At 41.8% G+C, this 25,798-nt stretch carries 22 protein-coding genes and 1 riboswitch; of the genes, 7 read left to right on the top strand and 15 right to left on the bottom strand.

The genetic code is table 11. The features are described from left to right. Window positions 1-85: 85 nt before the first annotated feature. The 5 genes from yhaM to IQ19_RS15880 form a co-directional block, all read right to left on the bottom strand. A complete protein-coding gene (yhaM, locus tag IQ19_RS15900) occupies window positions 86-1,030 on the bottom strand; it encodes a 3'-5' exoribonuclease YhaM (RefSeq protein ID WP_144543358.1) in 945 nt (314 codons plus the stop codon). Window positions 1,031-1,269: 239 nt separating this feature from the next. After that, complete coding sequence (locus IQ19_RS15895; protein ID WP_144543357.1) at window positions 1,270-1,959, bottom strand: LrgB family protein; 690 nt, start codon at window positions 1,957-1,959, stop codon at window positions 1,270-1,272. Continuing rightward, entirely contained in the window at window positions 1,956-2,315 is a 360-nt protein-coding gene (locus IQ19_RS15890) for a CidA/LrgA family protein (protein ID WP_144543356.1), read from the bottom strand. The genes IQ19_RS15895 and IQ19_RS15890 overlap by 4 nt, the downstream gene beginning before the upstream one ends. 153 nt (window positions 2,316-2,468) lie before the next feature. Continuing rightward, complete coding sequence (locus IQ19_RS15885; protein ID WP_144543355.1) at window positions 2,469-5,468, bottom strand: ATP-binding protein; 3,000 nt, start codon at window positions 5,466-5,468, stop codon at window positions 2,469-2,471. 30 nt (window positions 5,469-5,498) lie between these two features. Beyond that, window positions 5,499-6,755 (bottom strand): metallophosphoesterase family protein, encoded by a 1,257-nt coding sequence (locus IQ19_RS15880; protein WP_415802238.1) that lies wholly within the window; start codon window positions 6,753-6,755, stop codon window positions 5,499-5,501. A gap of 442 nt (window positions 6,756-7,197) precedes the next feature. Between IQ19_RS15880 and IQ19_RS15875 the strand changes: the two genes are divergently transcribed. Further along, window positions 7,198-7,830, top strand: a complete 633-nt coding sequence (locus tag IQ19_RS15875) for a LysE family translocator (protein ID WP_144543435.1) — start codon at window positions 7,198-7,200, stop codon at window positions 7,828-7,830. A 50-nt stretch (window positions 7,831-7,880) separates the two neighbouring features. Here the strand turns inward: IQ19_RS15875 and IQ19_RS15870 are convergent, their stop codons facing one another. Both IQ19_RS15870 and IQ19_RS15865 read right to left on the bottom strand, forming a co-directional pair. Then, the gene (locus tag IQ19_RS15870; RefSeq protein ID WP_144543354.1) at window positions 7,881-9,131 is read right to left on the bottom strand and encodes an ABC transporter permease; all 1,251 of its coding nucleotides are present in this window, start codon (window positions 9,129-9,131) and stop codon (window positions 7,881-7,883) included. Further along, complete coding sequence (locus IQ19_RS15865) at window positions 9,124-10,023, bottom strand: ABC transporter ATP-binding protein (protein ID WP_144543353.1); 900 nt, start codon at window positions 10,021-10,023, stop codon at window positions 9,124-9,126. Before IQ19_RS15865 ends, IQ19_RS15870 begins: the two co-directional genes overlap by 8 nt. Before the next feature lie 576 nt (window positions 10,024-10,599). Between IQ19_RS15865 and IQ19_RS15860 the strand changes: the two genes are divergently transcribed. Further along, complete coding sequence (locus IQ19_RS15860) at window positions 10,600-10,785, top strand: YhzD family protein (protein WP_144543352.1); 186 nt, start codon at window positions 10,600-10,602, stop codon at window positions 10,783-10,785. Window positions 10,786-10,831: 46 nt separating this feature from the next. Here the strand turns inward: IQ19_RS15860 and IQ19_RS15855 are convergent, their stop codons facing one another. From IQ19_RS15855 to IQ19_RS15835, 5 genes are all read right to left on the bottom strand, one after another. Continuing rightward, window positions 10,832-11,623, bottom strand: coding sequence for an enoyl-CoA hydratase (locus IQ19_RS15855; protein WP_144543351.1), 792 nt, complete (start codon window positions 11,621-11,623; stop codon window positions 10,832-10,834). Between the two features lie 150 nt (window positions 11,624-11,773). Then, entirely contained in the window at window positions 11,774-13,399 is a 1,626-nt protein-coding gene (locus tag IQ19_RS15850; RefSeq protein ID WP_144543350.1) for a long-chain fatty acid--CoA ligase, read from the bottom strand. 142 nt (window positions 13,400-13,541) lie between these two features. Continuing rightward, the gene (locus IQ19_RS15845) at window positions 13,542-15,059 is read right to left on the bottom strand and encodes a coproporphyrinogen III oxidase (RefSeq protein WP_144543349.1); all 1,518 of its coding nucleotides are present in this window, start codon (window positions 15,057-15,059) and stop codon (window positions 13,542-13,544) included. Between the two features lie 473 nt (window positions 15,060-15,532). Further along, window positions 15,533-16,399: a Cof-type HAD-IIB family hydrolase gene (locus tag IQ19_RS15840; RefSeq protein ID WP_144543348.1), complete on the bottom strand. Its 867-nt coding sequence runs from the start codon at window positions 16,397-16,399 to the stop codon at window positions 15,533-15,535. A gap of 224 nt (window positions 16,400-16,623) precedes the next feature. Beyond that, a riboswitch (TPP riboswitch) is annotated at window positions 16,624-16,724 on the top strand. Between the two features lie 139 nt (window positions 16,725-16,863). Next, complete coding sequence (locus IQ19_RS15835) at window positions 16,864-17,775, bottom strand: TIGR01777 family oxidoreductase (protein ID WP_144543347.1); 912 nt, start codon at window positions 17,773-17,775, stop codon at window positions 16,864-16,866. 157 nt (window positions 17,776-17,932) lie between these two features. Here IQ19_RS15835 and IQ19_RS15830 point away from each other — a divergent pair, with 157 nt between their 5' ends. Continuing rightward, complete coding sequence (locus IQ19_RS15830) at window positions 17,933-18,133, top strand: alpha/beta-type small acid-soluble spore protein (RefSeq protein ID WP_144543346.1); 201 nt, start codon at window positions 17,933-17,935, stop codon at window positions 18,131-18,133. A gap of 66 nt (window positions 18,134-18,199) precedes the next feature. On the opposite strand, the gene IQ19_RS15825 is transcribed toward IQ19_RS15830, so the two are convergent. From IQ19_RS15825 to IQ19_RS15815, 3 genes are all read right to left on the bottom strand, one after another. Beyond that, a complete protein-coding gene (locus tag IQ19_RS15825) occupies window positions 18,200-18,724 on the bottom strand; it encodes a D-glycero-alpha-D-manno-heptose-1,7-bisphosphate 7-phosphatase (protein ID WP_144543345.1) in 525 nt (174 codons plus the stop codon). 184 nt (window positions 18,725-18,908) lie between these two features. Next, window positions 18,909-19,259 (bottom strand): YlbF/YmcA family competence regulator, encoded by a 351-nt coding sequence (locus IQ19_RS15820; protein WP_144543344.1) that lies wholly within the window; start codon window positions 19,257-19,259, stop codon window positions 18,909-18,911. A 119-nt stretch (window positions 19,260-19,378) separates the two neighbouring features. Continuing rightward, the gene (locus tag IQ19_RS15815; RefSeq protein ID WP_144543343.1) at window positions 19,379-20,518 is read right to left on the bottom strand and encodes a DUF445 domain-containing protein; all 1,140 of its coding nucleotides are present in this window, start codon (window positions 20,516-20,518) and stop codon (window positions 19,379-19,381) included. A 179-nt stretch (window positions 20,519-20,697) separates the two neighbouring features. Here IQ19_RS15815 and IQ19_RS15810 point away from each other — a divergent pair, with 179 nt between their 5' ends. From IQ19_RS15810 to IQ19_RS15795, 4 genes are read left to right on the top strand one after another with little or no spacing between them, the layout of a single operon-like run. Beyond that, window positions 20,698-22,080 carry a YheC/YheD family endospore coat-associated protein gene (locus IQ19_RS15810; protein ID WP_144543342.1) on the top strand — a complete coding sequence of 461 codons (1,383 nt, stop codon included), beginning with the start codon at window positions 20,698-20,700 and terminating at the stop codon, window positions 22,078-22,080. A gap of 1 nt (window position 22,081) precedes the next feature. Next, window positions 22,082-23,185, top strand: a complete 1,104-nt coding sequence (locus IQ19_RS15805) for a YheC/YheD family endospore coat-associated protein (RefSeq protein ID WP_144543341.1) — start codon at window positions 22,082-22,084, stop codon at window positions 23,183-23,185. Continuing rightward, window positions 23,163-24,527 (top strand): YheC/YheD family endospore coat-associated protein, encoded by a 1,365-nt coding sequence (locus tag IQ19_RS15800; protein WP_144543340.1) that lies wholly within the window; start codon window positions 23,163-23,165, stop codon window positions 24,525-24,527. Before IQ19_RS15805 ends, IQ19_RS15800 begins: the two co-directional genes overlap by 23 nt. Further along, window positions 24,524-25,696 carry a YheC/YheD family endospore coat-associated protein gene (locus tag IQ19_RS15795; RefSeq protein WP_144543339.1) on the top strand — a complete coding sequence of 391 codons (1,173 nt, stop codon included), beginning with the start codon at window positions 24,524-24,526 and terminating at the stop codon, window positions 25,694-25,696. Before IQ19_RS15800 ends, IQ19_RS15795 begins: the two co-directional genes overlap by 4 nt. Window positions 25,697-25,798: the final 102 nt, after the last annotated feature.

The following is a 25,798-nucleotide window of genomic DNA, read 5'->3' as shown; positions in this document are numbered from 1 at the left end:
TATAGAAATGTATGCTTGTACCTATAAAATAATGATTGAGGGAAACAAAAAAATCACCCTTCCCAAAGGGGAAAGGTGGTTAATTTTACTTATGAAAAGTTGGCTTATAGAATGAACGGTTGTCCAGAGCAAATACCCGTTCAGTAAATTCTCCCGGTTTCACTCTCTCAAGAGCCCTGTCCAGCATATTCATTTTTGCATCAATATTATCGATGTAATGAAGGATTTCTGCTTCCTTAATAAGAGGCGGCTTGGGACTGCCCCATTCTGCTTTGCCGTGATGGGAGAGAACCAGATGCTGCAGAATCATGATTTCTTCACCGTTGATGCCCAGTTCCTCGGCTGCTTTGCCAATTTCATTAATCATTATGGTAATATGGCCCAGCAGATTTCCTTCTACCGTATAGGATGTTGATATCGGCCCAGACAGCTCGGTTATCTTCCCTAAGTCATGCAATATGACTCCTGCGTATAATAGATCCTTATCCAGGCTTGGATATAGCCCGGCAATCGCTTTGGCCAAATCAAGCATGGATACAACATGATACGCAAGTCCAGATACGAACTCATGATGATTTTTGGTAGCGGCCGGGTACTCAAGGAAATCCTTTTGGTGCTTCTTCAACAAATGGCGAGTGATCCTTTGGATATTGGGGTTTTTCATTTCGAATATATATTGGGTGATTTTACTCATCATTTCATCTGTACTTAATGGCGCTGTTTCGAGGAAATCTGCCAGTTTTACCGGGTCTGCCGGGGACGCCGGCCGAATTTGGCGGATTCTAAGCTGATTGCGGCCACGATAATTAAGGATGTCCCCTGCCACTTTTACAATCGTTTCAGAGCTGTAGTTCTTCGCATCATCATCTGAAACATCCCAAAGCTTCGCTTCAATTTCTCCGCTTTGATCCTGAAAAATAAGTGTTAAGAATGGCTTTCCATTACTGGCAATCCCTTTTGTTGCACTTTTAATCAGTAAAAAAAGCTCGATTTGTTCTCCTACTTCGTAATAAACAATTCCTTTTGACATACGTGCACCGACGCTCCCTTCAAGAGGTTGTTTAAAAAGTCCGGGAAAAATACCAGTCAGGCTTTTTTGTCCACCTTTTTAAACACGCAATTCTATTAACCTAGTATACCATACAGACCCCTTCCCCTACTAAACTAATCATTTATCAATCTATCGGACTGACTGGTTTATTGCTTTATCCCGCAAAAAAAGCCCATTCAGTATTGGATGAATGGGCTTCTCCCTTTTTTGATATTTTACTACAGCAAAAGCAATAATACCGGAATCAATAAAGATAACAAAAGGGCGGATGTCGTCATCGCAATGCATCCCATTGCCCCTTCTTCCTCTCCCCACAGGAGCGACCGATTGGCGCCCAGCATTTGAGCGGAGGTACCCATCGCAAGGCCTTTTGCAGCTTTACTTTTAATTCCAAGCCATTTCAAAAGCTTGGGTCCTAGCATGACAGAAAAAATGCCCGAAAAAAGAACAAAGAAAACAGTAAAGGCGGTGGTTCCTCCCAGTCCATCGGAAACGGTTAAAGCAACAGGCAGTGTTACAGAGCGCGGAATGAGAGACGCCTTGATTTCCTCACTAAAATGAAAAGCCTGAGACATCAGATAAACTGCAAATATACCTAAAAAAGTTCCGCTAAACACACCTGAGAAAATCTTCTTAAAATGTTTTTTCATTAAAGGCCACTCTTTATATAATGGCACTGCAAAAGAGACAATGGAAAACTGCAAAAGCAGTTCAAATAAACTGCTGCCTTTTTGATAGACAGAAAGAGGGATATTAAATAAAAGGAGAATAATGATCAGAAGGGCTGTTCCAGTGTACAAGGGATTAAGCCAGCTTTTTTTAAACTTCCTGAAGATCTGCAGGCTCGCTATATAACTGCCAAGAGTCATCGTTATGCAGCCTATACTGGTGAATAAAATCGAACTCATTTTTGGCTCCTCCTCCTTATTTTTTCAAACCATTGAACAGAGTACGCTGTTCCCAATAAACAGCAGAAGCTGCTTACAATCAGTACCAAAATAAAATGAAAATCCAAAAGTGGAATGAAATTGGGAGATAAAAACAATCCAATGACAAAGGGGATAAACAGCAGGGTCAAGTGTTTGATTTGAAATGCAGCTACTCTCTCTATCCAATCCAATTTAACCAAACCTTTTACCAAAAGGGTTAACAGCATAATCATCCCCACGATGCTGCCGGGGAGCGGAATATGGAAGAATGCAACCACAAAATTCCCTGCAAGAAGAAAAACAGCAAGTATCAATATTTGAATGGGCCATGGCAACTTTGTTTTCTCCTTCCTGATTTCTTTTTATCATCATAAAGGATATAATCAGAAAAATCATGAAATGTGTAAGGTTAACTGACATACTTTTAAAAATCTAAACACATTTTTGTTAGATTATCTTCCTTCTCTGACATATATAAAAGCTGCCTGTCATAGTTGAACAGGCAGCTTTTCCTTCATAACCGACTTTATTTGTTCTTGCTGAAAATACGAAAGCAAATGTTTATGGCAGGTAAAAAATAAAATTTGCCGGTCTGGAAGGTTTTTTAACAAACTGATTATTTTCCCAGTCCGTACATGGTCAAAATTAACAAAGCTGTCATCAATAATGATCGGGAATGGATGTTTTCCGTAAATAGTCATTGCCAGCGCGAGCCTCAAAGAAACATATATTTGCTCCGCTGTCGCCTGGCTAAGCTCTTTTGCTTCAAAAGTAGGTCCTTCCTTGCTTTCAATAAGAAAACCGTTCCCTTCCTCTTTCGGATAAATGCGGACATAGTTGCCATTAGTTAAATATGAAAGGTATTCTTCTGCCTTATCAAGCATTTTGGGCAAGCGCTCATTTTTAAAGCTGCTAATCGTTTTTTCCAAAATATCCTTTGCCGCTGCATATTTGGCCCATTCCCTGGCCTCTTCCTCAAATTCAGCTTTTAATAAAGCAAATTTGTGAAGCAGCTCGGCATAAGTCCCTCCCTCTTCAAGCAGCTGGATCTCGTATTTTACTTCTGCAAGGCTGCTTTGCAGAGTAGGGATGCTGTCATGAAGCTTGTTTAATTCTTCAGAAAGAGCACGGATAGCCAATAGTGGATTTTCCACATTCATATATTGGTCGATTTCATCCTGTGAGAAGGAGTGCATATTAATTTGTTTAGCTATTTGTTTAATTTGTTCATCAAGCCTTGCTAATTTTTGTGCAGCAATTCCTTTTTCACGATACTCTTCAGCAGTTTCTGTTCCCGCAAGTGCAAGCCGCTGCCCGTATTCTTTTTTAAAGTGGCCGAGTTCAGCAAGTACCGTGCTGTATTCATCCTTTAGCTCATAAAGCTTGGTTTTTCTTTCGGCCAGCTTAATATGTTTTTCCGTTTCTTCCTTTAGCCTCTTTCTTAAGAGGTAAGAAACTTCTTGGACACTGCCCTGCTGCTCCTCCAAAAGTTCTTTTAGGCTATGAAAATGAATGAGCTTCTCTTTGACCCCCCTGGCTGCTGCAGCTTTTCTTTCCATTACATAATTTTTCTCCCTGTAGAGCGCCTTAAGCTGTTCAATAAGGCCAAAAGCCTCAGGCAAATGGGATTTGGATATTTCAACAGAAAGGAACAGCAAATTCCCAAGCCCAATCATTTCTTTGTCCAAATCAGCATATTCCTTCTCCCACTTTTCAAAAGATGCAATGACTTTTTCATATTTCTCATTGGCCAGACCAAGCTGAAATTTGTATTGGAGAAACTGGCTTTGCAATTCACTGTCTCTTTTAAGCTGTGCCTCCAATTTAGCTGCATGCTGAATATCCGGCTGTTTCAATTTATCCATTAGTAAACTTTCCTTTTCGGCTAGAGCTCTTATTTCGTCTTTTATGAAGTTGTCATTCTCCCCCTGCTGCTTTTTGTAAACCATGAAGCCACAAAAGGCTATTCCTATCAAACCTGCAAATGCAAGGACCCATGTTTGGCTCCATAATCCCCACCCAGACAAAGCGGCAAAAAGAATTCCGAAAATAAAAAGCTGAGCTTTTTCCTGCTTTCTTTTTTCAGAGCTGTTTTTCCGCTCTATTTCTTCAGCTTTATGGAGAAAAAGAAGCCTTTCCTTGGTATCCTGCAGCTCTTTTTCAAGAAGATGCCTGTCTGCAGAAAGGCTCAACTTCTCCTTAATAGCCGCCCGTTCCGCTTCCGTTAGGATCTGTTCTTTCAGCCCGTCCATTTTGCTTTCGATATCCTCCAATGCGGACTTTTCCTCGTTAAAGCGCTCGTCCAGCTCCTGCTTTTTTGTAAGCAGCCGACTATGGCGCATTTGAGCTTTGTTTACCTTTTCTTTCATGAAAACGCTGGTGTCTATTGCTTCCAGCTGTCTTTCATCCGTTTGAAGATGAAGTTTTTCATGCAGAATTAAAATTTCCTCTGAAAGGTTTGCCAGCTTTAACGATAATTCGCTTTCTTCTTGCCTAAGCTTTTCCAATAATGGGATTCCCTCAACTGCTGCATTTATTTGCGGCTCTTTCTCCAGCAGAGCATGGTCAGGCTTATTCTTCTCCAGCTCTTTTTCAAGGGTGCCAATCCTGGCCTCCAGGCTTGTTTTACGCGCCTCGAGCGGATGAATCAAACTTTCAAGTTTTTCAATCATTGCCAGTCCATCTGCCGGGAATGAAATGTCTTTAAATTGTTCCCTTTCCCTTTTTAGCTCTCTTTCCTCTGCAATCAGCGGGAAAATTTCCTGCCATTCCTTTAAGCGTAAAAGCTCCTGCTGGATATGCTGCTGGTCATCATGCATCCTTGTTATTTTCTTTTCAAGTGTTTCTTTTTCATGAAGTAAAGTCCAGTACTGTTCATTTTGCTGCTCCGCTTTTTTCAGTTCCTGATGCAGCTGCTTCAGTTGCTTTAACTTTACGTTCAAACTCGGCTTTTTTCCGTTTGGCTTAAAGCGGTTTTCCAATTCTTTTTGAAGCGCGTTTTCCGCTGTTACCAGCTGGTCAGTCCCCAATGAGCCTGCTGAAAATAAATATCGCCCCAAATCTTCACCCTTCATTTGATTTATATTTTGCAAACCATGGATATTAAAAGAAAAAATGGATTGAAAAAGGGATTTATCAACATGGTGAAGAAGCTCGCTTAAAAGCTCTTCCCCTCCCCTTGTTCCATCCGCAAGCACAACGCTAACGTCTCCAGCAGCCTTTCCTTTTACTCTCTCAATAACAGCCTTCCCTGCACCAGGAAAGAACGCTGTAAGCCTCCCGCCATACTTTGCGCCGTCCTTTGGCTCATACCTTAACTCTGACTGCAGCTTAGTCGGAAAACCAAAAAGGATGCTATGAATAAAAGACATGATGGTGGATTTGCCAGCTTCGTTTTCACCATAGATCACTTGAAAAGATTGAATATCCGATAGACTGAAATCCGTTAACTTTCCGTATCCATAAATATGTATATCGGTAATTTTCATATCCCCACCTCCTTCAGTATATACTGCTGTTTAAGCGTGCTCTTTGTATAAAAGGTCTACAAGCAAGGCCTCTGCTTCCCCGGCAAGCCTGCGCTTTTCTTCCTCATGAAGATCTTCCAAATATTTCCTTGCCAGCGGGTGCCCATACAAAGGGAGAGTACTTTCGCTAATATCTGCAACTTGCTCTGCTGTTTTAAAAAGCTCGGTGAAAAAATCGGATTCATATGCCAGCTTTTCTTTACTCCAGATTCTTTTTTCATTTACAGCAAGATTGGAGACCCATACGAATGATTCCTCTTCTATTTCTTCCTCCTGCAAGGCGTCAAGCAGCTCACCATTTGCGATACTTTTCATTTCGTGCCCAGAAAGGCTGACATTGTTTAATGTCAGATTAACTATTGTCCCCTTCGTGTTCTGCCTTTTATCTTCAATAAGGCTTTTACACATACCAAATAGATCATGAAAAGAATCAGCATTTGAAGCATCCACTTTCGCTTCTTCCCATATTACAGCTGACGCTTCCAGGAACTCTGTCTTTGCACCCGATTCAGTCAATTCAACTAAATAGCATCCTTTCGGACCAGTTTCTTTCCGATTTCGTCCCTGTATATTGCCGGGATAAATGGCTGGAGGGTGTTCGTTTAATGTTTCCCGTTTATGTATATGGCCGAGAGCCCAATAATCAAAGTCTTTTTCAAGCAAATCCTTTAATCGGAATGGAGCATATTTGTCATGCTCACTGCTGCCTTCAAAATGGCCATGAAGGATCCCGATATGCAGGTCGGCTCCATCCTTCCTCGTGTAACGGTCAATCATACGCTCCAGCACATGTCTCCTCGGATAGCTGAAACCATATAAATGGACAGAGGTGCCATTTTCAACTGTATGCTTCATCACTGCAACTTCATGTGAAAAGATATGGACATTATCGGGCATTGGCATATGGACCCATTGCCCCTCCATATGATCATGGTTTCCATGTACCGCAAAAACAGGAATTCCTCTTTCCGCCAGCCGTTCCATCTCTTTGCGAAAGCGGATCTGCGCCCTGATGCTCCTGTCTTCCCCATCAAACAAATCCCCAGCCAGAATAACAAAATCCACTGAATGGATAATAGCTGTATCAACAATTTTGGAAAATGCCGCAAACGTGCTTTCCTGAAGCTTTTTAAAAATAGCAGGAGGCAAACTCTTCAATCCGGCCATCGGACTATCCAGATGCAAATCAGCAGCATGAATAAACGTTACCCTCTTCATATAAACTTCCTTTCGTTCCTTTTCTTTCATTTTAACTCATCCAAAAAGCGAATGCACGTTCCTATTAAAAATAGTTGATAAACTTCTTTTTCCCAGGTTCTGTTAAACTTGCCTGGTGATTTCCGCTTCAGGAGCTAAGCGAACCACGGGCGGTCCGCCACTCCTCGGCCCATTCGCGCCTGCTGGGTCTCCCTCTGACTCGCTTTTACCGCAGGACATTGAATAAGCAGCCTCGAACAAACAACGCATGAAGGAAATGGGAATGCATTTCCGAGGACCTCGCACCCTCCGCTCTAGTCAACAGGGTGCTAAAATCAACATTAATCTTTAACACAGCCTTTTCCTAAAAAGTTTGAAGGAAATACTCTATCCGGTTTTAAGCATGGAGGCTTGTGCATAAAAATGTACAAGTACTCTTTCCAAGGGCTGAAGTTACAGCCTGCGGAAAAATAAATGGGCGGAGTGGTCATTGTTGGGAATAGGAATTTATTTAAGTTATGTTTTTCTTGGACTGTCATTAGCAGCTCCAATCGGGCCGGTTAACGCAGTAAGACTTGAAAAAGGCATTAAAAACGGGTTTTGGCATGCCTGGATTGTAGGGGTCGGCTCCATGTTTGCGGATGCCTTTTATATGCTGATTGTATACCTCGGCCTTGTGCACTTTTTAGACACCCCAATCGTACAGATCTTTCTGTGGCTTTTTGGAGGATTTATTCTTTTATATACAGGCTTTGATAGCATTATGAATGCCAATAAAATTTCCATTAATTACGTCCGCAGCAAAGATTCATTGCTCAAATGCTTTTTTTCTGGCTTCATTATGTCTGTTTCAAGTCCACTTTCAATCCTGTTTTGGCTGGGCATTTATGGATCGGTTCTGGCAAAAACAGCGGCAGCGTATGGGAAAGCCGAGCTCTTTTTATACAGTACGATGATTTTTATAGGGCTCATGCTCTGGGATTTATTTGTAGCGGGGCTTACCACAGGCTTCCGAAAGTTCCTGACATCGAAAGGAATTATCCTCATCTCCATCCTCTCTGGATTATCTCTAATCGGATTTGGCGTTTACTTTGCATTTGAAGGAATAAAAGCATTGTTCACCTAAAATCATTGAGAGTGAAAAAAGCTCCGCTTCAAACGGAGCTTTTCTCATTATTATTCATTTTTGGTTAACTGAAGGGCTTTTTTAATATCTTTAAAAGAGTTTGACTTTCCGTACATCAGCACGCCGCCCCTATAGACTCTTGCCCCGAACACAGCCAGTATCGTAATGGTCACCATAAGAATTAGAATTCCAATTATAGGCTCCCAAACAGGCAGTGACAGCATCCCGACCCTCATAAACATAAGCATTGGCGTAAAGAATGGAATATAAGATGTGATGGTCACGAAGGGCGCTTCCGGCTGGTTTAAACCGAACATGGCAATCATAAAGCCTGCGACAACCATCATTGTCATCGGTGTAATCATCTGCTGAATATCTTCTATCCTGCTGACAAGCGAACCAAGAAAAGCTGCCAATGTTGCATAAAGAAAATATCCAAGCAGGAAAAAAATAAGTGCATAGGCGATTGTGGAAGCAGGAATATCCCCAAATCCGAAGAATTCAAAAAAGCCGCCTTCCATTGAATCGAGATTTTGTTTGATTGAATAATAGCCTACCAGTAAAATCAATGCCATCTGTGTTAGGCTGAGCAGCCCGATGCCCAGTATTTTGGCAAACATCTGCTTGATCGGCGACACACTGGAAATTAGAATTTCCATCACCCGGGAGGACTTTTCCGTCGCTACTTCCATGGCAATCATATTTGCATACATGATAACGGCAAAATAGATGACAAATAAAAGTACATATACAAGTCCTCTCGCCTGGTTCAGCTCTTCCTCAGTTTTGGCATTTTCCTCCAGGGCAATTTGGTTAAAATTAATCGGCTCATATAATTTCCCCAGCTCCTCAGGACTGAGATTGATTTGTGAAGCCGCCTGCTGGGTTTTCAGCTGCTGCAGTCCACTCTGCAATTCGGAAGGAACGGCAGAATCGGCAATGCTCCTTGCTTTATAGGTTGCTTCGGGGAGATTTTCATTGTCAAAAGACAACAGCAGCAGGCCCTTATATCCACCGGCTTTGACAGCTGTTTCTCCTCCTTCTTCAGTGCCTTTATAGGCTTCTAAATGGATATCTTTATTTATCACCTTCATTTGTTCTTCTAAAGGAGTAAATAGTACACCAGACTGGTCAATTACCGCTATTTTTTCTGTATTATCTTTATTAAAAAAGTCAATAATGCCAGATAAATTTGCAAGGCCTACCACAATCAATACAGTAATAATTGTCGTAATAATAAACGATTTGGTTTTCATCTTGCTAAGATAGGTATGAAGAAGAATAGTCATAAAATTATTCATAGGAAGCACCTGCCTTTTCTATGAAAATATCATTCAGGGATGGTTCCTCAAGTACAAACTTACGTACAAAGCCCTTCGCGGCAATCTCCTTAAATATTCCCTCAGCCATTTCCTCTCCTGAAATCTGCAGATGTATTCCTTCCGCAGTCTGTCTGGCCTTAGTTACACCAGGGCTATTGGCCAAAAAGCTTAAATCATAATCGGCGTGGATCACAAGATTCTTCTTTCCAAAGGAGCGTTTAATTTCTTTAAGAGAACCGTGGACGACAGTCCTGCCTTTCTGCATAATACATAAATGCTCGCAAAGCTCTTCCACATGTTCCATCCGGTGGGAAGAAAAAACAATCGTCGTACCATTGTCATTTAGTTCCAAAACAGCTTCCTTCAGCTGCTCCACATTAACAGGATCAAGCCCGCTGAATGGTTCATCCAGAATCAACAGCTTCGGTTTGTGAATGACAGCCGTAATGAATTGGATCTTCTGCTGGTTTCCTTTTGAAAGCTCCTCCACCTTTTTATTCGCATTTTCAGGTACTTTAAAGCGCTCAAGCCAATAGCTCAATTCTTTTAAAGAATCCTGCTTGGCCATCCCTCTAAGCTTCGCAAGATAAACAATCTGGTCCTTTACCTTAAGCTTAGGATACAATCCTCTTTCTTCAGGAAGGTACCCGATCAGCGGACTGGTTGAATAATCAATACGCTTTCCGTTCCAGGTAATCTTCCCTCCGCTTGGATCCAGCAATCCCAGAATCATCCGAAATGTAGTCGTTTTACCTGCCCCGTTTGCTCCAAGAAACCCAAACATCTCACTTTCGGGTATCGACAGAGACAAATCATCAACAGCCGTAAACTGGCCAAAACGCTTTGTAACATGTTCAAGCTGCAATGCCATTTTTTAACTCCTCCTTTGCCTAATTGTTAATACGGACAAAAGGCGAAAAAGGTTCAATTTTCTATGAAAATATATTAAAGGTAATTCCTTTAGCGGGGATTAGGCTTTTCTTCCGTATAGGAACGATTCGTTTTGACTTAAGGCTCTTCAGCTCGTTTTTTCTACTTCCTTGGGAACTACTCATTCAGATTAGGGCCCTTCAGCTCGGTTTTCCTCCTATGACGGGAATATTCACTCCGATTAGGGCCCTTCAGCTCGGTTTTCCTCCTGTGACGGGAACTATTCACTCTGATTAGTGTCCTTCAGCTCGGTTTTCCTCCCGGGACGGGCACTATCCACCCCGATTAGGGCCCTTCAGCTCGGTTTTTCTCCTGTGACGGGCACTATCCACCCCGATTAGGGCCCTTCAGCTCGGTTTTCCTCCCGGGACAGGAACTATCCACTCCGATTAGGACCCTTCAGTTCGGTTTTGTGCTGAGACGAGACTCGTGCTAATAAATTTCTTTTGCACATTTATAGAAATTATGCAAGAATAATAGTAAATATCTGAATTTTATAATAAAGGAGTTTATGAGAATGAACACTTACAAACTTACTGCATTTGAACTGGACGGGGAAAAGATTTTGGACGAGTCCTTCCAGGCAGCTAATGATGATGAAGCAAAGGGTCTCGGCGAAAAAATGCTGAAGGAAAAAGGATTGGATGAAAAAACTCACCGCTGTACTTCTCCAGCAGGAAAACTTATTTTGTTTCATAGATAAAAAAAGCAAAGAGCCCAGGCTCTTTGCTTTTTTCTTTGAATTCTATTTATTTTCCTTTGAAGACAGGATTCCTTTTTTCAATAAAGGCCTGGATGCCTTCCTGATGATCCTCGGTTTGTCTCATCTTATGCTGACCGAGTTTTTCAAGCTCCAGCACTTTTAATAAAAGAGGACGGTTTTTATCTGCAAGGATTTTCTTCGTCTTAATCATGGCTTCTGTTGGGCTGTTAAGCCATTTGCTTAGCTTCGATTCAACAGCGGTGCTTAATTCGTCTTCAGCCACTTCATGAATAAGACCTATTTGCATCGCTTCGTCCGCAGAAAGTACTTTTCCTTCCCAGATTAATTGCTTGGCTTTATCCTCGCCAATACGCTGCTGGAGGAAGAAATGAGAGCCTCCATCCGGGATTAATCCTATTCCAATAAAATTCATTGCCAGTTTGCTTGATTTCTCTGCCAAAATATAATCTGTTGCTAATGCAAGGCTGAAGCCAAGGCCGGCAGCTGCCCCTGTAACTGCACTGATTGTCAGCTTCGGCATGCTGTAAAGGGTTACAACCAGCTCATTAATGCAATCCATAACCGAAGAGAAATCGCTTTCATTTGCTTCCAAAAGCATTGTTTTAATATCTCCTCCTGAGGAAAATGCACGGCCGTTGCCTTTTAAGACAACGATGTCGACCTCATTCAAATGGCTTACTTCCTTCATTACCGCCAATAAACCTTTAAGCATTTCAAAATTTAATGCATTTAATGATTCCGGCCTGTTCATCTCAACGGTTGCAACACGCCCATCGATTTGCAGATTGACAGTATCAGTTACAAAATCTATTGCCAAAATCCTTCCCCTCCTTTTCTTCGCTTCTTTTATTATAAAGAGTATTATTATATTTAAAAAGCATTATGTCTAAAAATTTTAAATTTTTTCATTTATTTTCATAGTTAAAGGGCAGCACCTAAAATAAGGATGCTGCCCTTTATTAATGTATTACTGTGTATTTCCTGTATATTCTTTTTGAACTTGATTTCTTAATGCCATCTTTAGAAATTTTCCAACAGAAGTCTTTGGGATCTCCTCAAGGAACATAATATCATCCGGAAGCCACCACTTCGCAAATTGCGGTTTAAGGAAATCATATAATTCCTCTTTCGTTGTCTTGCCTCTAAAAGGTTCTTTTAAGACAACACATGCTACCGGCCGCTCTTGCCATTGCTCATGAGGCACAGCAACTACTGCTGCTTCGAATACAGCTTCGTGTGCCATTAAGGTATTCTCTATATCTACAGAGGATATCCATTCTCCTCCACTCTTGATCAAGTCCTTCGTTCTGTCAACAATTTTCATAAACCCTTCTCCATCTATTGTCACGACATCACCTGTATACAGCCAGCCATTGCGGAACGCTTCATTTGTCCGTTCATCCTTGTAATATTCGGATGCAATCCAAGGGCCTCTTATCGCAAGCTCGCCCATTTCCTTTCCATCCCAAGCGGCTTCCCCATCCTTGCCGACAACCATCATCTCCAGACCTGGAACAAGGATGCCTTGCTTGGCTTTAATATCAAGCTGTTCCTCCGGAGAAAGCTCCTCCTGATAGCTTTTTAGAGTCGAAATCACAACAAGCGGACTTGTTTCAGTCATTCCATAGGCATGCACGAAAGGAATTTTATGCTTTTGCTCAAACGCTTTAATCATACCTTTCGGAGCTGCAGATCCGCCGCAAAGCACCGAACGGAGCGAACTCATATCATACTCGTTTTCATCCAATTCTTTTAAAAGGCCAAGCCAGATTGTCGGCACCCCGGCTGTAATGGTTACTTTTTCTGACTGTATGAGCTCAGCTAGCAGCTTGGGTGTAAAATAAGGTCCAGGCAGTACAAGTGTTGTGCCGAACCAAACAGCAGCAAATGGCAGCCCCCATGCATTTACATGGAACATTGGCACAACCGGAAGTGCTATATCCTTCTCGCTAACAGCTGCGCTATCGGCCATTCCCAGTGCCATGCTGTGGAGGACAATCCCTCGATGTGAATATACGACCCCCTTTGGATTGCCGGTTGTAGCAGAGGTATAGCACATCCCTGCAGCTGAATTTTCATCCAAATCATCAGGATATTCATATTCTCCGCTTGCTTCTTCAACCAATTTTTCATAATGGTAAACAGGCGAGAGCGATGTCTCCGGCAATTCTTTGTCGTCGGTCATAATAATAAATGCCTTGACAGTCTTTAACTCATCCTTTACCTTTTCGATTAGAGGAACAATGTCCGGATCGATGAGCAGTACCTTATCTTCAGCATGATTAATGATATAGGAAATATGCTGAGGCGACAGGCGGATATTAATCGTATGGAGAACGGCCCCGCTGCATGGGATCGCAAAATAGGCCTCAAGATGGCGATGATGGTTCCAGGCCAGCGTTCCAACCTTATCCCCTCTATCAACCCCTAGCTTTTGCAGACTTTCTGCGAGCTTGCGGGTTCGTTCTGCAATCTCTTTATATGTAAATCTTTGAATTCCGCTGGACGTCCTGGATACGACCATTTTCTTTGGAAAATACTGTACTGCCCTCTTAATCATCTGCGTCATAGTCAAAGGTGTTTGCATCATCATTGCTATTCCTCCTTTTTTGAAAACGCTTTCATTTTATAGAAGCTTATGATCGGTTATACCTATTTCATTCTATTTATTTGAGAGAAAATCCTTTAATTTTTATCTAAACTTTCTAAAAACGGCACACAAAAAAATCCCTTGCCTATTCAGCCAGGGATTCTTGTTTTTTATTAAATAGTTCGTTTAAAATTTTTAATTTCTCGTCCGCGTAATGCCCGAAGCTGTCATTATATGACTTGGGGTCTTTCGGATTGGCAAAATGAGTTATTTTTCCTGTTTGAGGATCAATGAATTTGCTTGAGGCTCCACATCCAAGACCAATGATTGTTTGCTGTTCTTCCATGATCATAATATTATAGATGCTCTCCTGGTTCGGAAGTGCATAACCGACATTTTCAAGATTGCCGAGAATATTTTTCTGGCGGTACAAGTAATAGGGTTCATAGTTATGTTCTTTCGTCCAATTTTCCGCCATTTCCATCATTCTTTCGATTTCATCCCGATCGGCAACCTTATATTTTTGCTTATTTTTCGTCATTTCCGATGCACGTTTAAAAGATAATGTATGGACAGTTAAAGATTCCGGCATCAGTTTCTCCGTTTCATTCAGAGTATGGGAAAACTCGGATACACCTTCCCCAGGAAGACCGATAATTAAATCCATGTTAATATTGTTCATCCCCATATTGCGGGCAAGGTGAAATTTATCAACTGTTTCTTCCACTGTATGATGACGGCCAATCGCCTTCAGCGTTTCCTGGATATACGACTGCGGATTGATGCTAATGCGGTCAATATTCCATTTCTTCAGCACTTCCAGTTTTTCAGGTGAAATTGTATCGGGACGGCCGGCTTCCACTGTTACCTCGCGGATGTTCTTTACATCAGGGAAAGACGTGTACATTTCCTCATAAAGCATATCCATTTCTTCCGCGGTAATGCTTGTTGGAGTCCCGCCGCCGTAATAAACTGCCGTAATTTTAACATTATTTTCTTTCAACCACTCGCCAATTTTGCGCATCTCATAATGCAGACCGCCTAGGAAGGAGTTCACAGATCCCTGTCTGCCGTTGATTGCATACGCCGGAAACGTGCAGTAAGCACACTTTGTCGGACAGAAAGGAATTCCGATATAAATGCTGACCTCATTTTGCAGCTTATATAAATCCGGAACAACAGCCAGCTGTCTATCCACGATACTCTGCATTAGCTGTATTTTTTCATCCGTAATCAAATACTCTTCCTTCAGCTGCTGATGGGCTTCCTGCTGCGGTGTCTGGTTCTGCATTGCGCGATGGAGAAGCTTCGTAGGACGAACTCCCGTTAAAATCCCCCACTTTTGCGTAATGCCTGTCCAGTCCTGCAAAACAGTCAAATACACATGAGAAACCGCATTTTTAATTTGTTTAAATCTCTCCTTCTCGGTTTCAGCAGGCACGAATTCTTTTTCAAAAACAGCCGACCTTTTTTGGCCTTCTTTGTCAGTCAGTTCTGCTTTTGCTTTAATGCTGGTACCTTGTTCCAGTTGAAAACCAATTTTTAAATCAGCTTCTGGAGCTTCTCCTAATACCACTTCGCACTCCTCGAAAAAAAGATTCCCAATCAATCGCAGCGGCCGATGAAACCGTTCATCCTGTATACCTAATATCGAAATTTTCAAAGCGATCACCTTTTTATAAAGAATATAATGAAAACTGCCATCATTCTGTTCGCTAACGGCAGCTGAAAAGTCTGTTATATAAAGAGTTTCAATGTTGCTGACAAACTTCTTTAAGTGTACAGAAACGGGTAAAGGAGGTCAATACAGGGGAAAAGATTAGATTGGAAAACTGCTTAGAAGGGTATATGGTGGCATTGTTATATATTAAGCCGGAATCCTGCTTTTGCGCCGTTCTGCTACTTTTATGCGTCGTGCCTGAATGGGCTTGCGTCCTCCTGGCACTTTATTACGTCATTTTCACGACTCTTTGCGCTGTTCTCCCCCTTTTGCGTCGTCTCCCCACTTTTATGCATCGTGTCAGACTGCATTTTACGTCCTTATCGCTCATACTTGTGTCAATTTCCCAACTTTATGCATTGGTTTTCACATCAAAAAAGAGCCGATTCTCATAATCGCACTCTCTTTTGTTCGCTTTATTTTAATAGATTCATTTTCCTCAGGAATTCAATTGGATGCTGCTTGCGAAAGTGTTCTTTGACCATGTAGCTGACTCCATTCTGGTTATTGGATCGGGTTAGCCAGTCGGCAGCTTTTTTCACTTCCGCCGGGGCATTGCCCATTGCCACACCGAGACCGGCTGCTTCGATCATTTCCAGGTCATCTATAGAGTCGCCGATAACGACCATTTGGTTTCTTGAGATTCCCAGATGTTCACCCAAATAGAGCAATCCGTTCAGCTTGGATACTCCTGCCGGAACGATATCCATGCGCAGGTCATTCAGTTTAATGGTATCGGTCTTTTCAAACATGCCTTTAATGGCAGCCTGAGCATCTTGAAGGTCCTCTTTATCTTCAAAGTAGACTTCAATTTTTGGAGGTGTGACAGGTTCATCCAAAATGGTATCACTCAATGAATCTACAAATTGCTGGGAGTAAAAGATGGGATCACCTGTAGTAAATACTGTTTTGGCAAGCATATTGGTATTTAGTTTTGTTTTGTTTGCCAGGGAATATTTTTCGTGCACCAGCCTGATTTGGCATGTGAAGCCTTCAAGCAGGCGCACGATTTCAAACGTTTCATCTTCCTGTATGTGTTTTACAAAAATCGGCTTTTCCTGGGAAGCAGCAATATAAGCCCCCCTATGTGTGACCAGCAAAGAATTAATTTTCAGCGCTTTTGCCACTTTCTTTGCAGAAGGAAAGCTCCTTGAGGTTACAAGCGTTACGTAAATTCCTTTTTGCTGTACATATTCAATCGCTTCTTTAGTGGATTTATGAAGTCTTCCATTTGATTGAAGAAGTGTTCCGTCAATATTTAAAGCAAGCATTCGGTATATCATCTAATTTGCCCCCTATTCTCGGTGTAAAATTGTCCTATTACACTTTTATGAGAAGATGGAATAGATTAGAACATTACATGGACAATGCAAATATTTTTCTTTAGCTTGTATGCTTTGGCACTTGTATTTCAATTTAAGGGACTTCTTAAATCAAAGAAATATAAATTATCCATTTACAATTTATTTTTCACGTATTAAGATGGATCAAATAAAAACTTCATATTAGTTTGCATTAAGGGAGCTTCTGGCTGAGAAGAACAATCCGTTCTGACCCTTATGACCCGATCTGGATAATACCAGCGTGGGGAAGTGCAGGTGAACGGCTATCATTTTTATGTATTGATACCATTCAACTGCATTTCCTCATGGGGATGCTGTTTATAAATATTTTTATCAGCATTCTTATCTGTATGATAGATTTTTCCGAAAAACAGACGTGCTGCCAAAGCACGTCTGTTTTCCTCTTAAATAAGATCTCGCAATGCTGCTTCCAGATTTGTATACTTAAATTTAAATCCTTGATCGAGCAGTTTCTTCGGAATGCAGTTCCGGCCCGTCAGCGCCAGGCTCGGGTCAGCCTTCATGATCGTATATGCCCCCAGTTTTACCAATGCTGTGGGTGCAGGCGGAGCCCAGCCTTTGTTCATAACCTTTCGTAAAACCCCCATGAATTGTTTATTGGTAACAGGTTCCGTTCCAGTAGCATTATAGATGCCTTCATAGTTCTCATTTTCTATGGACTCCATAAACATAGCATTCAGGTCGTCCATATGAAGCCAGCTGATATATTGGCGGCCGGACCCTATGGTACCGCCCAGTCCATAACGGGCCAGCATTTGCAGAGGACCGAGTGCCCCGCCGTCTTTCCCGAGCGCAAATCCGATTCGCAGCATGACTTGCCTTGTTTTCGGCAATGTCTCACTAAAAAAGGCTTCTTCCCATTGCTGGCAGACGGAAACTGAAAATCCATCGCCATGAGCTGCATCCTCATCACATACATCGGCGGTGTCTCCAAAAATCGCAAGAGAACCTGCCTGAACAAAAGCCTGCGGCGGTGATGAACTTTTCCTAACAGCTTCCATCAAAATGCTGATTGAATCCATCCTTGAAGCAATAATCTCTTCCCGATTCTTTTTTGTATACAGGCAATTAACACTTTTCCCTGTAAAATTGACGATGGCATAACTGCCGTCAATTTCACGAACCCAAGAATCCTCTAGCGTTCTGCCGTCCCAATGTACATATGTAATCCCGTTTTTATCAGCCGAACTGCCTCTTGTCAAGATCACTGCAGTATAGCCTCTTCTTTTTAAATGATCGGCAAGCGCCTGGCCTAGAAAACCACTTCCTCCCGCAAGCACAACCCTTCTCTTCATTTCCCATCCCCCTTTTTGCTTCTATGAAAAGTATAACAAATTTGCCAACAATAAAAATCCCTTAAATTACCAGAAATAACTATGAATAAATTTTAATTTCCCTTCTAAAGCTATGATTGTAACAATCAAGAAAACTACACCAAAGGAGATGATTTACATGGCAAGAAGCAACAATTCTAATCAGCTTTTAGTATCAGGAGTCAGTCAGGCAATTGATCAAATGAAGTATGAAATCGCAACAGAATTCGGTGTGAACCTTGGCCCGGAAACATCTTCAAGAGCAAATGGTTCTGTAGGCGGAGAAATCACTAAACGCCTTGTGCAAATGGCGGAGCAGCAGCTTGGCGGAGCACGCTAGTTTATTAGGCAATTATCGTAAAATAAAAAGCCGCTTCCAGCAATCTGGGAAGCGGCTTTTACTCTCTTATTTAAGCAACTCCAGAATATCTCCTACTGCCTCAAACAGCGAAGGTGCCCGAATATCTGCTTTTGTCGGGTCTGATCCAATAAAAACTGTTTTACAGCCTGCCTTCTTACCTGCTTCAATATCACGCTCGTGGTCGCCAACCATAATGCTATTAGCAAGATCGAGATTATACCTTTCTGCAAGATCCAGCAGCATGCCTGCATTTGGCTTACGGCATTCGCATCCCGCTTTTGGTTTATGCGGACAATAAGCTACCTCTTTAATATGGCCGCCTTTTTCTGCAACAAGCACCTGCAGCCTTTCATGGATTCTCTTTAATTCTCTTTCTTTTAAAAACCCCAATCCGACGCCGCCCTGATTGGTCACGACAAAGATCTCATAACCTGCTTTTGTCAAATCGGCAACTGCTTCGGCTGCGCCTTCGAGCAAAAATAGCTGTTCCGGCATGTTGACAAATTTGACTCTGTCAGACAAAACCTCATTTAAAACACCATCCCGGTCAAGAAAAATGGCTTTTTTCATTCTGTTCCCTCTTTCCTTTTTCCATGTTCTATCATAAAGTTACCCAATTCAAAGAATCTTTAATACAGAGAAATGCCGCTGTAAAAGATCTATCTGAAAAAGTTGGAAAAAACGAACACAGTATCCTGTTCCATATAAATAGAAGAACTCCCGGATGCATTACCGGGAGTTCTAATACAACTATTTATTCAGCAGCACCATATAACTCTTCAAGAGGCTTCATGATAATTTTGTTCATTTCAGCTACCATCATGCTCATGCGCTGTTCTGCTTCCATAAGCTTTGAAATTTGCTCATGCTGCTGAACAAGCGCTACTGTTTTTTGTGCCTGCTCTACTTCTTCCTGCGTAATATCCTGGCCCATCATTTGCTTTTGCTGAAGTTCCATTTGAATATTGCGGAAGTTTTCAAACATTGTTTTTGCAGATGGATCTGCATTCACATCATCGTACGCTTGTTTTAAAGCCTTGTATTCATCGCTTTCACGCACTGCTTTCTCAAGTTCATAGGCTGAATCATATAAATTTACTGCCATTTTAAACACTCCTTCCGGTTCTCGTTCAAAAAGGAGAATAATAAAACAAACTATTTCCCGTACTTTGAACATCCACTCCACTATAACAAACTATGACAGTAAACGCGAGGCGATACCTTCTAATTAATAAAAATAACCAGAATTCCCTGGAAAAGCCCTATCACACCGCCAAGCAATGCGCCCAAATAGGTAATCATTTTCAGTTCGCTTTTTGTAATGGACAGGACCATTTCTTCAAGTCGTTCAACTGAGAAAGTTTCCACCTGCTGACGGACAATTTCCGCAAGGTGCAGGCGCTCCATAAGAACATCAATGCGGCGGGACAGCCAGCTGCCAAGCAGTTCAACGCTTTTCGGCGCTATCTCTTCAATTATCTTTGTCCTGTATGAAACCGTCAGCTTAGATAGAGGTGTCTGGAATATTCCATCAAGCTTTACCACTTTTTGTACAAAACCTTTGATCATATTAACGAGCTTTTCTTTTTCAAACTGCTCTTCAATCCGTTCTGCTTCCCAATCAAGCACCTTATCCCATTCTTTTTTCAATATTGTCGTGATAAGTTCTGCCGTTCCTTCACTTTTTAAAAACCTGACGATTTCCGGCTGGATCTTATCCGCTAGATTGATGTTTCCCATGAACATTTGCAGCATATTGCTAAGCATTCCGCTACGCTCACGGACAAAGTCATCAGCCATTCTTTGGATGCGCATTTTTCCTTCGATGCTTGAAAAATAGTCGACTCCCTTTTCCAGAATATAAGAGGAAATGACAGGCAGCTTCACATCTACTTTTTGGATGATTTCCGGTGAAATAACTTCCTTTAACGGTTTACTCCGGTATTTCACCATTAAGGTTTCATATTTTTCCTCAACAAACTGATTCAGCTTATCCTCAGCTTTATGCTGTGCATCATCAATCCCCAGAACCGTAAGCAGTTCAGCTGGTGTCTTTTCAGTGTTCAGAAGATTTTCCAATTCCTTTTGGACAAGCCCGGTCATATCCTTTTGAAAGCCTTCGTTTAAAAATTTCCGCTGAATGCTTTCCGGTGTCAGCAAATGATCTGTTACCATTTTTCCCATTTGTCCTGCCAGCTCGTCCCTTCGCTTCGGAATCAGCCCTGGAGTGAATGGGACTCTCCAATTTTTTATATAGATTGGCTTATAAGGCCTGAATAGCATTTTAATGGCCAGAGAGTTGGTAAATCCACCGATGATGGCCCCTATTATAATCATAAATAAAATTGTGATTGCGATTTGCATTTACATCTACCTTCCATGCAGAAATTTAGAAAAGCGGAAGCGGATTGCCCTGCCTGTCCGCATTCCCTCCGCTCCGCCGTTGCACCATTTTTTAACCTTTTACATACGATACCGTATCAGCTTTTGCCTATTTTTTCATTATACGCGCACACATAAAGACGAGCAAATGAGGAATGATCATGTCAGTTTCTTTATTGCCTATTACGATTGTTCCGGTAAAAATGTTTCAAGAAAATCAGTATCACATTCAAATTAGCCATTCTCTTATCCATTACTGGAATATAGATCTGCATATCCCCCATATGCTGAACATTGGGAGGCGCTCCATACAGATTACCATTGAAGGAGCAAGTATTACCAAGGATGAGCTTTTTCTCAGTGATCGGCTGTTTCAGGAATGCTGTCTTCCCATCCAGGAGCTCGATTTTGTTGCGAGTTATTCCAAAAAAGAGCACTCCATTTCTCTCGGGCCTGTTATTGGCCTCATGACAGATTTGAATGATAAGGGTACAGAACCAGACTTCCGCTCCATTCATGCTTTCTGCGAGGAGCTACATGAGGTTGTGTCAAATATGGGCGGCCTTTTTTATGTGTTCCACTTCAAGGATTACGAAGAAGGCAGACTGCAGGGTTATTGCCTTCAAGCAGGCCAGTGGATAAAAAGTGAGGTTCCGCTTCCAGAGGTCATATACAACCGGATTCACTCCAGAGCGCTTGAAGCCAGCACTCTCTTCCAATCATTTAAAAACAGCATAAGCACACTTTTCATTCACCTGTTTAACGATCGTTTTTTATCAAAAAAAGAAGTTCACAATCTGCTTTATTCCGAAGAACATATGCAGCCATACTTGCCTGAAACCATTATGGCAGACGAACATTCGATCAAAGAACTATTAAATAAGCACAAATCCCTGTATCTAAAGCCGATTCATGGAAGCCAGGGCCGGAATATAATCAGAATAACCTTAAATGGGGAAGAAATCCTAGCAGAATTATCATCTGGGAACCGCAAGGAAGAGACGCTGCTGTTTGAGAACTATACCCGTTTTTCCCAATGGTTTAAGCAGCAGAAGAAGAAAAGAATTTTTTTAGCTCAGCAGGCAATCCCCCTGCAAACCTATAAAAACAGGCAGCTAGATTTCCGTGTTCTCTGCCACAAAAATTTTCAGGATACTTGGAAAGCCACTTCAGCGGTTGCAAGAATCTCTGCTGAGCAGCAATTTGTTTCCAATATCGCAAGGGGCGGTGAGATCATGAAGCCATTAAAAATTTTTTCAATTTTGTCAGATCAAAAAACTGCTATTCAGCAGCTTGCATTGATGAAAGAACTTGCGGTTGAAACAGCCTCCATAATCAGCCAAAAATGCAATGGGCTGATAGGTGAGCTTGGCATTGATATAGGCGTTGACAAAAATGGAAAGCTATGGATCATTGAGGTCAATTCGAAGCCCTCGAAAAACTTTGAAGATAGTGATAAAAGAATAAGGCCATCCGCCAAAGCGCTGATCGAATATGCTGCGGCCTTATCTTTTTCAGGCATACCCGCAAAGGAGGATTACTAGAATGCTTTCATTCGGAATCATGACATTAAATAAACGCAATGAAAAATCTTACTTTCTGGAATTGGCTAAAAGGGCCAATAAATACGGCATTGACTGCTTCCGTTTCGTCCCTTCGGATATCAATCCCATTTCGGAAAAAATCAGCGGTGACTTCTTTAATCCAAGTTTAGGCGAATGGGAGCCAAAGGAGTTTCCAGCTCCTGATATCCTGTATGACCGCTGTTTTTATGGAGAGGATCCCCACTCAAAGCAGTGCATGTCCATTGTAAACTGGCTGAAAGCTAGAAATGATATCCATTTTCTTGGCTACGGCTTGCCTAATAAGCTTGAATTATACGAACTTCTTTCCCATTCAAGCATTTCACCCTATCTGTTAATAACAGATCCTTTTACAAGTGCTGAAAAATTCATTAAAAGCTTGCGCCCTGATCAGCCCCTTATTCTAAAGCCTGCGAGCGGATCTCAGGGACAGGGAATCTATAATATTGAAAAAGCCGGCAAAGATATTCTGGTTAAAACGGATAAGAAGGATGGACAGATTGCCCATTGCTTCGAAAAGCCGGAAAAGGCAGTTGCTTGGCTGAACAGGCTGACAGCAAAGCGGCAATATCTCATACAGCCTTATGTGAATCTTTCAAATAAAGAAGGCCAGCCCTATGATATAAGGATTTTATTGCAAAAGGATTCAAAAGGCACTTGGAAAGAAATAGGCCGGGGAATCCGAACAGGGAAAAATGGGGGCATCATTTCTAATTTAAGCGCAGGCGGAACAAATATTTCCTTTAATGACTGGATCGCTGCCTTTCCTTCTTCAATGCAAAATTATATTTGTGAAGAGCTGAATGAAATTATAAATACACTTCCTGCTGTCCTGGAAAATAAACTCCCGCCATTATTTGAGATGGGGATAGATATAGGGGTTGGAAATAACGGCTCAATTTGGATTCTCGATGTTAACTCAAAGCCGGGGAGAAAAACGGTTCTAAACACCCAGCCTGAAAAAAAAGAAGAATTATATACCGCTCCCCTCCTTTACGCAAAATACCTGGCAGCCTACAGGCAAAATGAAAGGAGACAGGATCATGCGAAAACAGTATCAAATTGAAATTCTGGAGTCAGCCTCCCAAACTGTTTATATCCCGAATGAGCTAAACCTTCATACCCATTTAACCAAGCTGGCATTTGGCACACATTCGGTCGATGCTGCTTTCGTACTCCATAAAACGAAGAAGAACTCGATTGTCCTAAGCAAAGATGTAGCAGATGCTCTTAATTTTCCTGATTTAACTATTCCCTTGCACGCTTTCACCAATAATGAAACACTGTTTATTGGCCCGCTTGTCGGGATTTTCACATCGGGTTTTACCTCTTTTCCATTAAGGCCAATTGGCGACAGAACTTTGTTTTTCGCCAAACTTTTATCAGTCAAGAAATCGGTGGGAGCCATTCCCTTTTTATTCGGTGAGCAGCATATTAACTGGGAACAAGGGACCATCCAAGGTCTTTTTTATCATCAGGATGGATGGGAAACCTTTGAAATTCCTTTTCCAAATGTTGTTTACGACAGGCTCCCCAACCGGAAGAGTGAAAGAAAGAACGAACTTAAGGCAGTACGTGACCGTCTCCAGAAGGAATATCTGATTCCCTGGTATAACCCTGGCTTCTTTAATAAATTGGATGTATACGAAAGGCTCCAAAATGAGGAATCGATCAGCGGATATTTGCCTGAAACCCATCCTTTTTCTTCTTTTTCAATAATCGAAAGGATGCTTTCCGATTATGGCCATGTTTTTTTAAAACCGATTAATGGCAGCCTTGGCCTTGGTATCCATCAAATTATTTATGACAAAAAGGAAGAAAATTATTATTGCCGATACAGAGACCGGGATGAAAACCGGCTAAGAAAGTATAGCAGCCTGGAAAGTTTAATGCGCAATGTATTTGCAGGCAGAAATTTAAGCCGGATGCTTGTCCAGCAAGGGATTCATTTAATGCGCCATGGTCAGCGGCCAATCGATTTCCGTATTCATACCAATAAAGATGAAAATGGAGAATGGAAAGTTACCGCAACGGCTGCAAAGATTGCTGGGCCGGGCAGTGTTACGACCCATGTAAAAAGCGGCGGAGTTATCAAGACATTAGATGAAGTTTTTGAATCAGCCGACGAAAAGGAAGAGGCACTGAAAAAACTAACTTCCGCAGCACTTAAGATCAGCAAAGCCCTTGAACGGAATATGGAAGGGATTATTGGTGAAATTGGATTTGATTTTGGACTGGACCGCAAAGGGAATGTATGGCTTTTTGAAGCAAACTCCAAGCCGGGAAGATCTATATTTAAACACCCGCAGCTGCGTGAATTTGACCTTCTTACCCGGAAGCTTTCACTTTCATTTGCCGTTTTCCTTGCAGAGGCGTCCATCACTAAACCTGAGGAAATTTTCAGATGAGGGTCTTTTATGACTGGGCCAGCAAGGAGTGGTTCAGTCATTCTGGAGCCAGCCTGGGCAGCAATCTCCTCCCTTTAAAGTCCAGTGATCGAGAAACAGAACAAAGACCTCTTTCCTTTGAATTATCAAGCAACCATCATAATGCAGGCCCGGTTATAGGCATCCTGACTGGCAAAGGAAAGGATAACACTCTAGCAGGCAATGGTCCGTTATTTAAAGCCCTTCAAAAAGAAATTCTGCAAAACAAAGGGGTTTCGTTTGTTTTTACCGCAGAGGACATAGAAGAAAATTCCGTGAGCGGTTATATTTATTTGCCCGAACATGACAAATGGATTCAGGCGTGCTGCCCGCTTCCTCATCTTGTTTATAACAGAGTCCCATTCCGGAAGCTTGAACAAACCGATTCTTTTAACGAAGCCTTCCTTTTTTTTAAGGAGCTTAATATTCCGTTTTTCAATCCCGGCTTTCTCGATAAATATGAGGTTTGCCAGCTTTTCTTGGATCATCCTTATCTGCAAAAACATATACCGGACACAATCCTGGTTACTGGTGATTCCGAGCTGAAGAATTTTATCGGGAAACACAGAGATATTTACCTAAAACCCATTCAGGGAGCAAAAGGCAAAGGAATCTATCGTTTAAGTCAATTGGATGGGAAAAAGTTGACCATGGCAGGGATTAAGCATTCATTTTCTTTCAGTTGTTTTGAAAGCTTTTGGAATGAATGGAGTCTTCAGGTTACAGGCAAGCCTTATTTGGCACAGAAAGCGATAAGCCCCGCCAAGCTTGACGGCAAGCGCTTTGATTTTAGGATTCTGGCCCATTTCGGCAATGGTGAGTATCGGGTTACCGGCATTGGTATTCGGCTGGCTCAGGATCAGGATATCACCACCCATATCCCTAATGGCGGCATAATGGTCCCGTATGAAAAGGTGCAGACAAAGGAACATGATGAATTTATTAATATGGCAGTGGCAGAGGCTGGAAAGCTCCTAAAAAAAGAAAAAGGCTTCTTTGGAGAATTTTCAATGGACGCGGGATTAACTGATAAAGGCAGGTATGTTATTTATGAATTAAATGCAAAGCCTATGAGCTTTGATGAAACTTCTATTGAAACAAAGAGAATCCAAGAACTCACCCGCTTATTTTTCAATATGGCGGGATTTTAGGAAAAAAGTGCCGAAACATGGCGCTTTTAATAAAAATAGCCGTACACCAGGCAGGTGAACGGCTATTTTTATGCGATTTCACAAAATCTTCTATAGTGTAAT

It is taken from the genome of Cytobacillus oceanisediminis (genome assembly GCF_007830235.1).
Classification (GTDB): domain Bacteria; phylum Bacillota; class Bacilli; order Bacillales; family Cytobacillaceae; genus Cytobacillus; species Cytobacillus oceanisediminis.
This window is presented reverse-complemented; position numbering and strand designations above follow the sequence as displayed.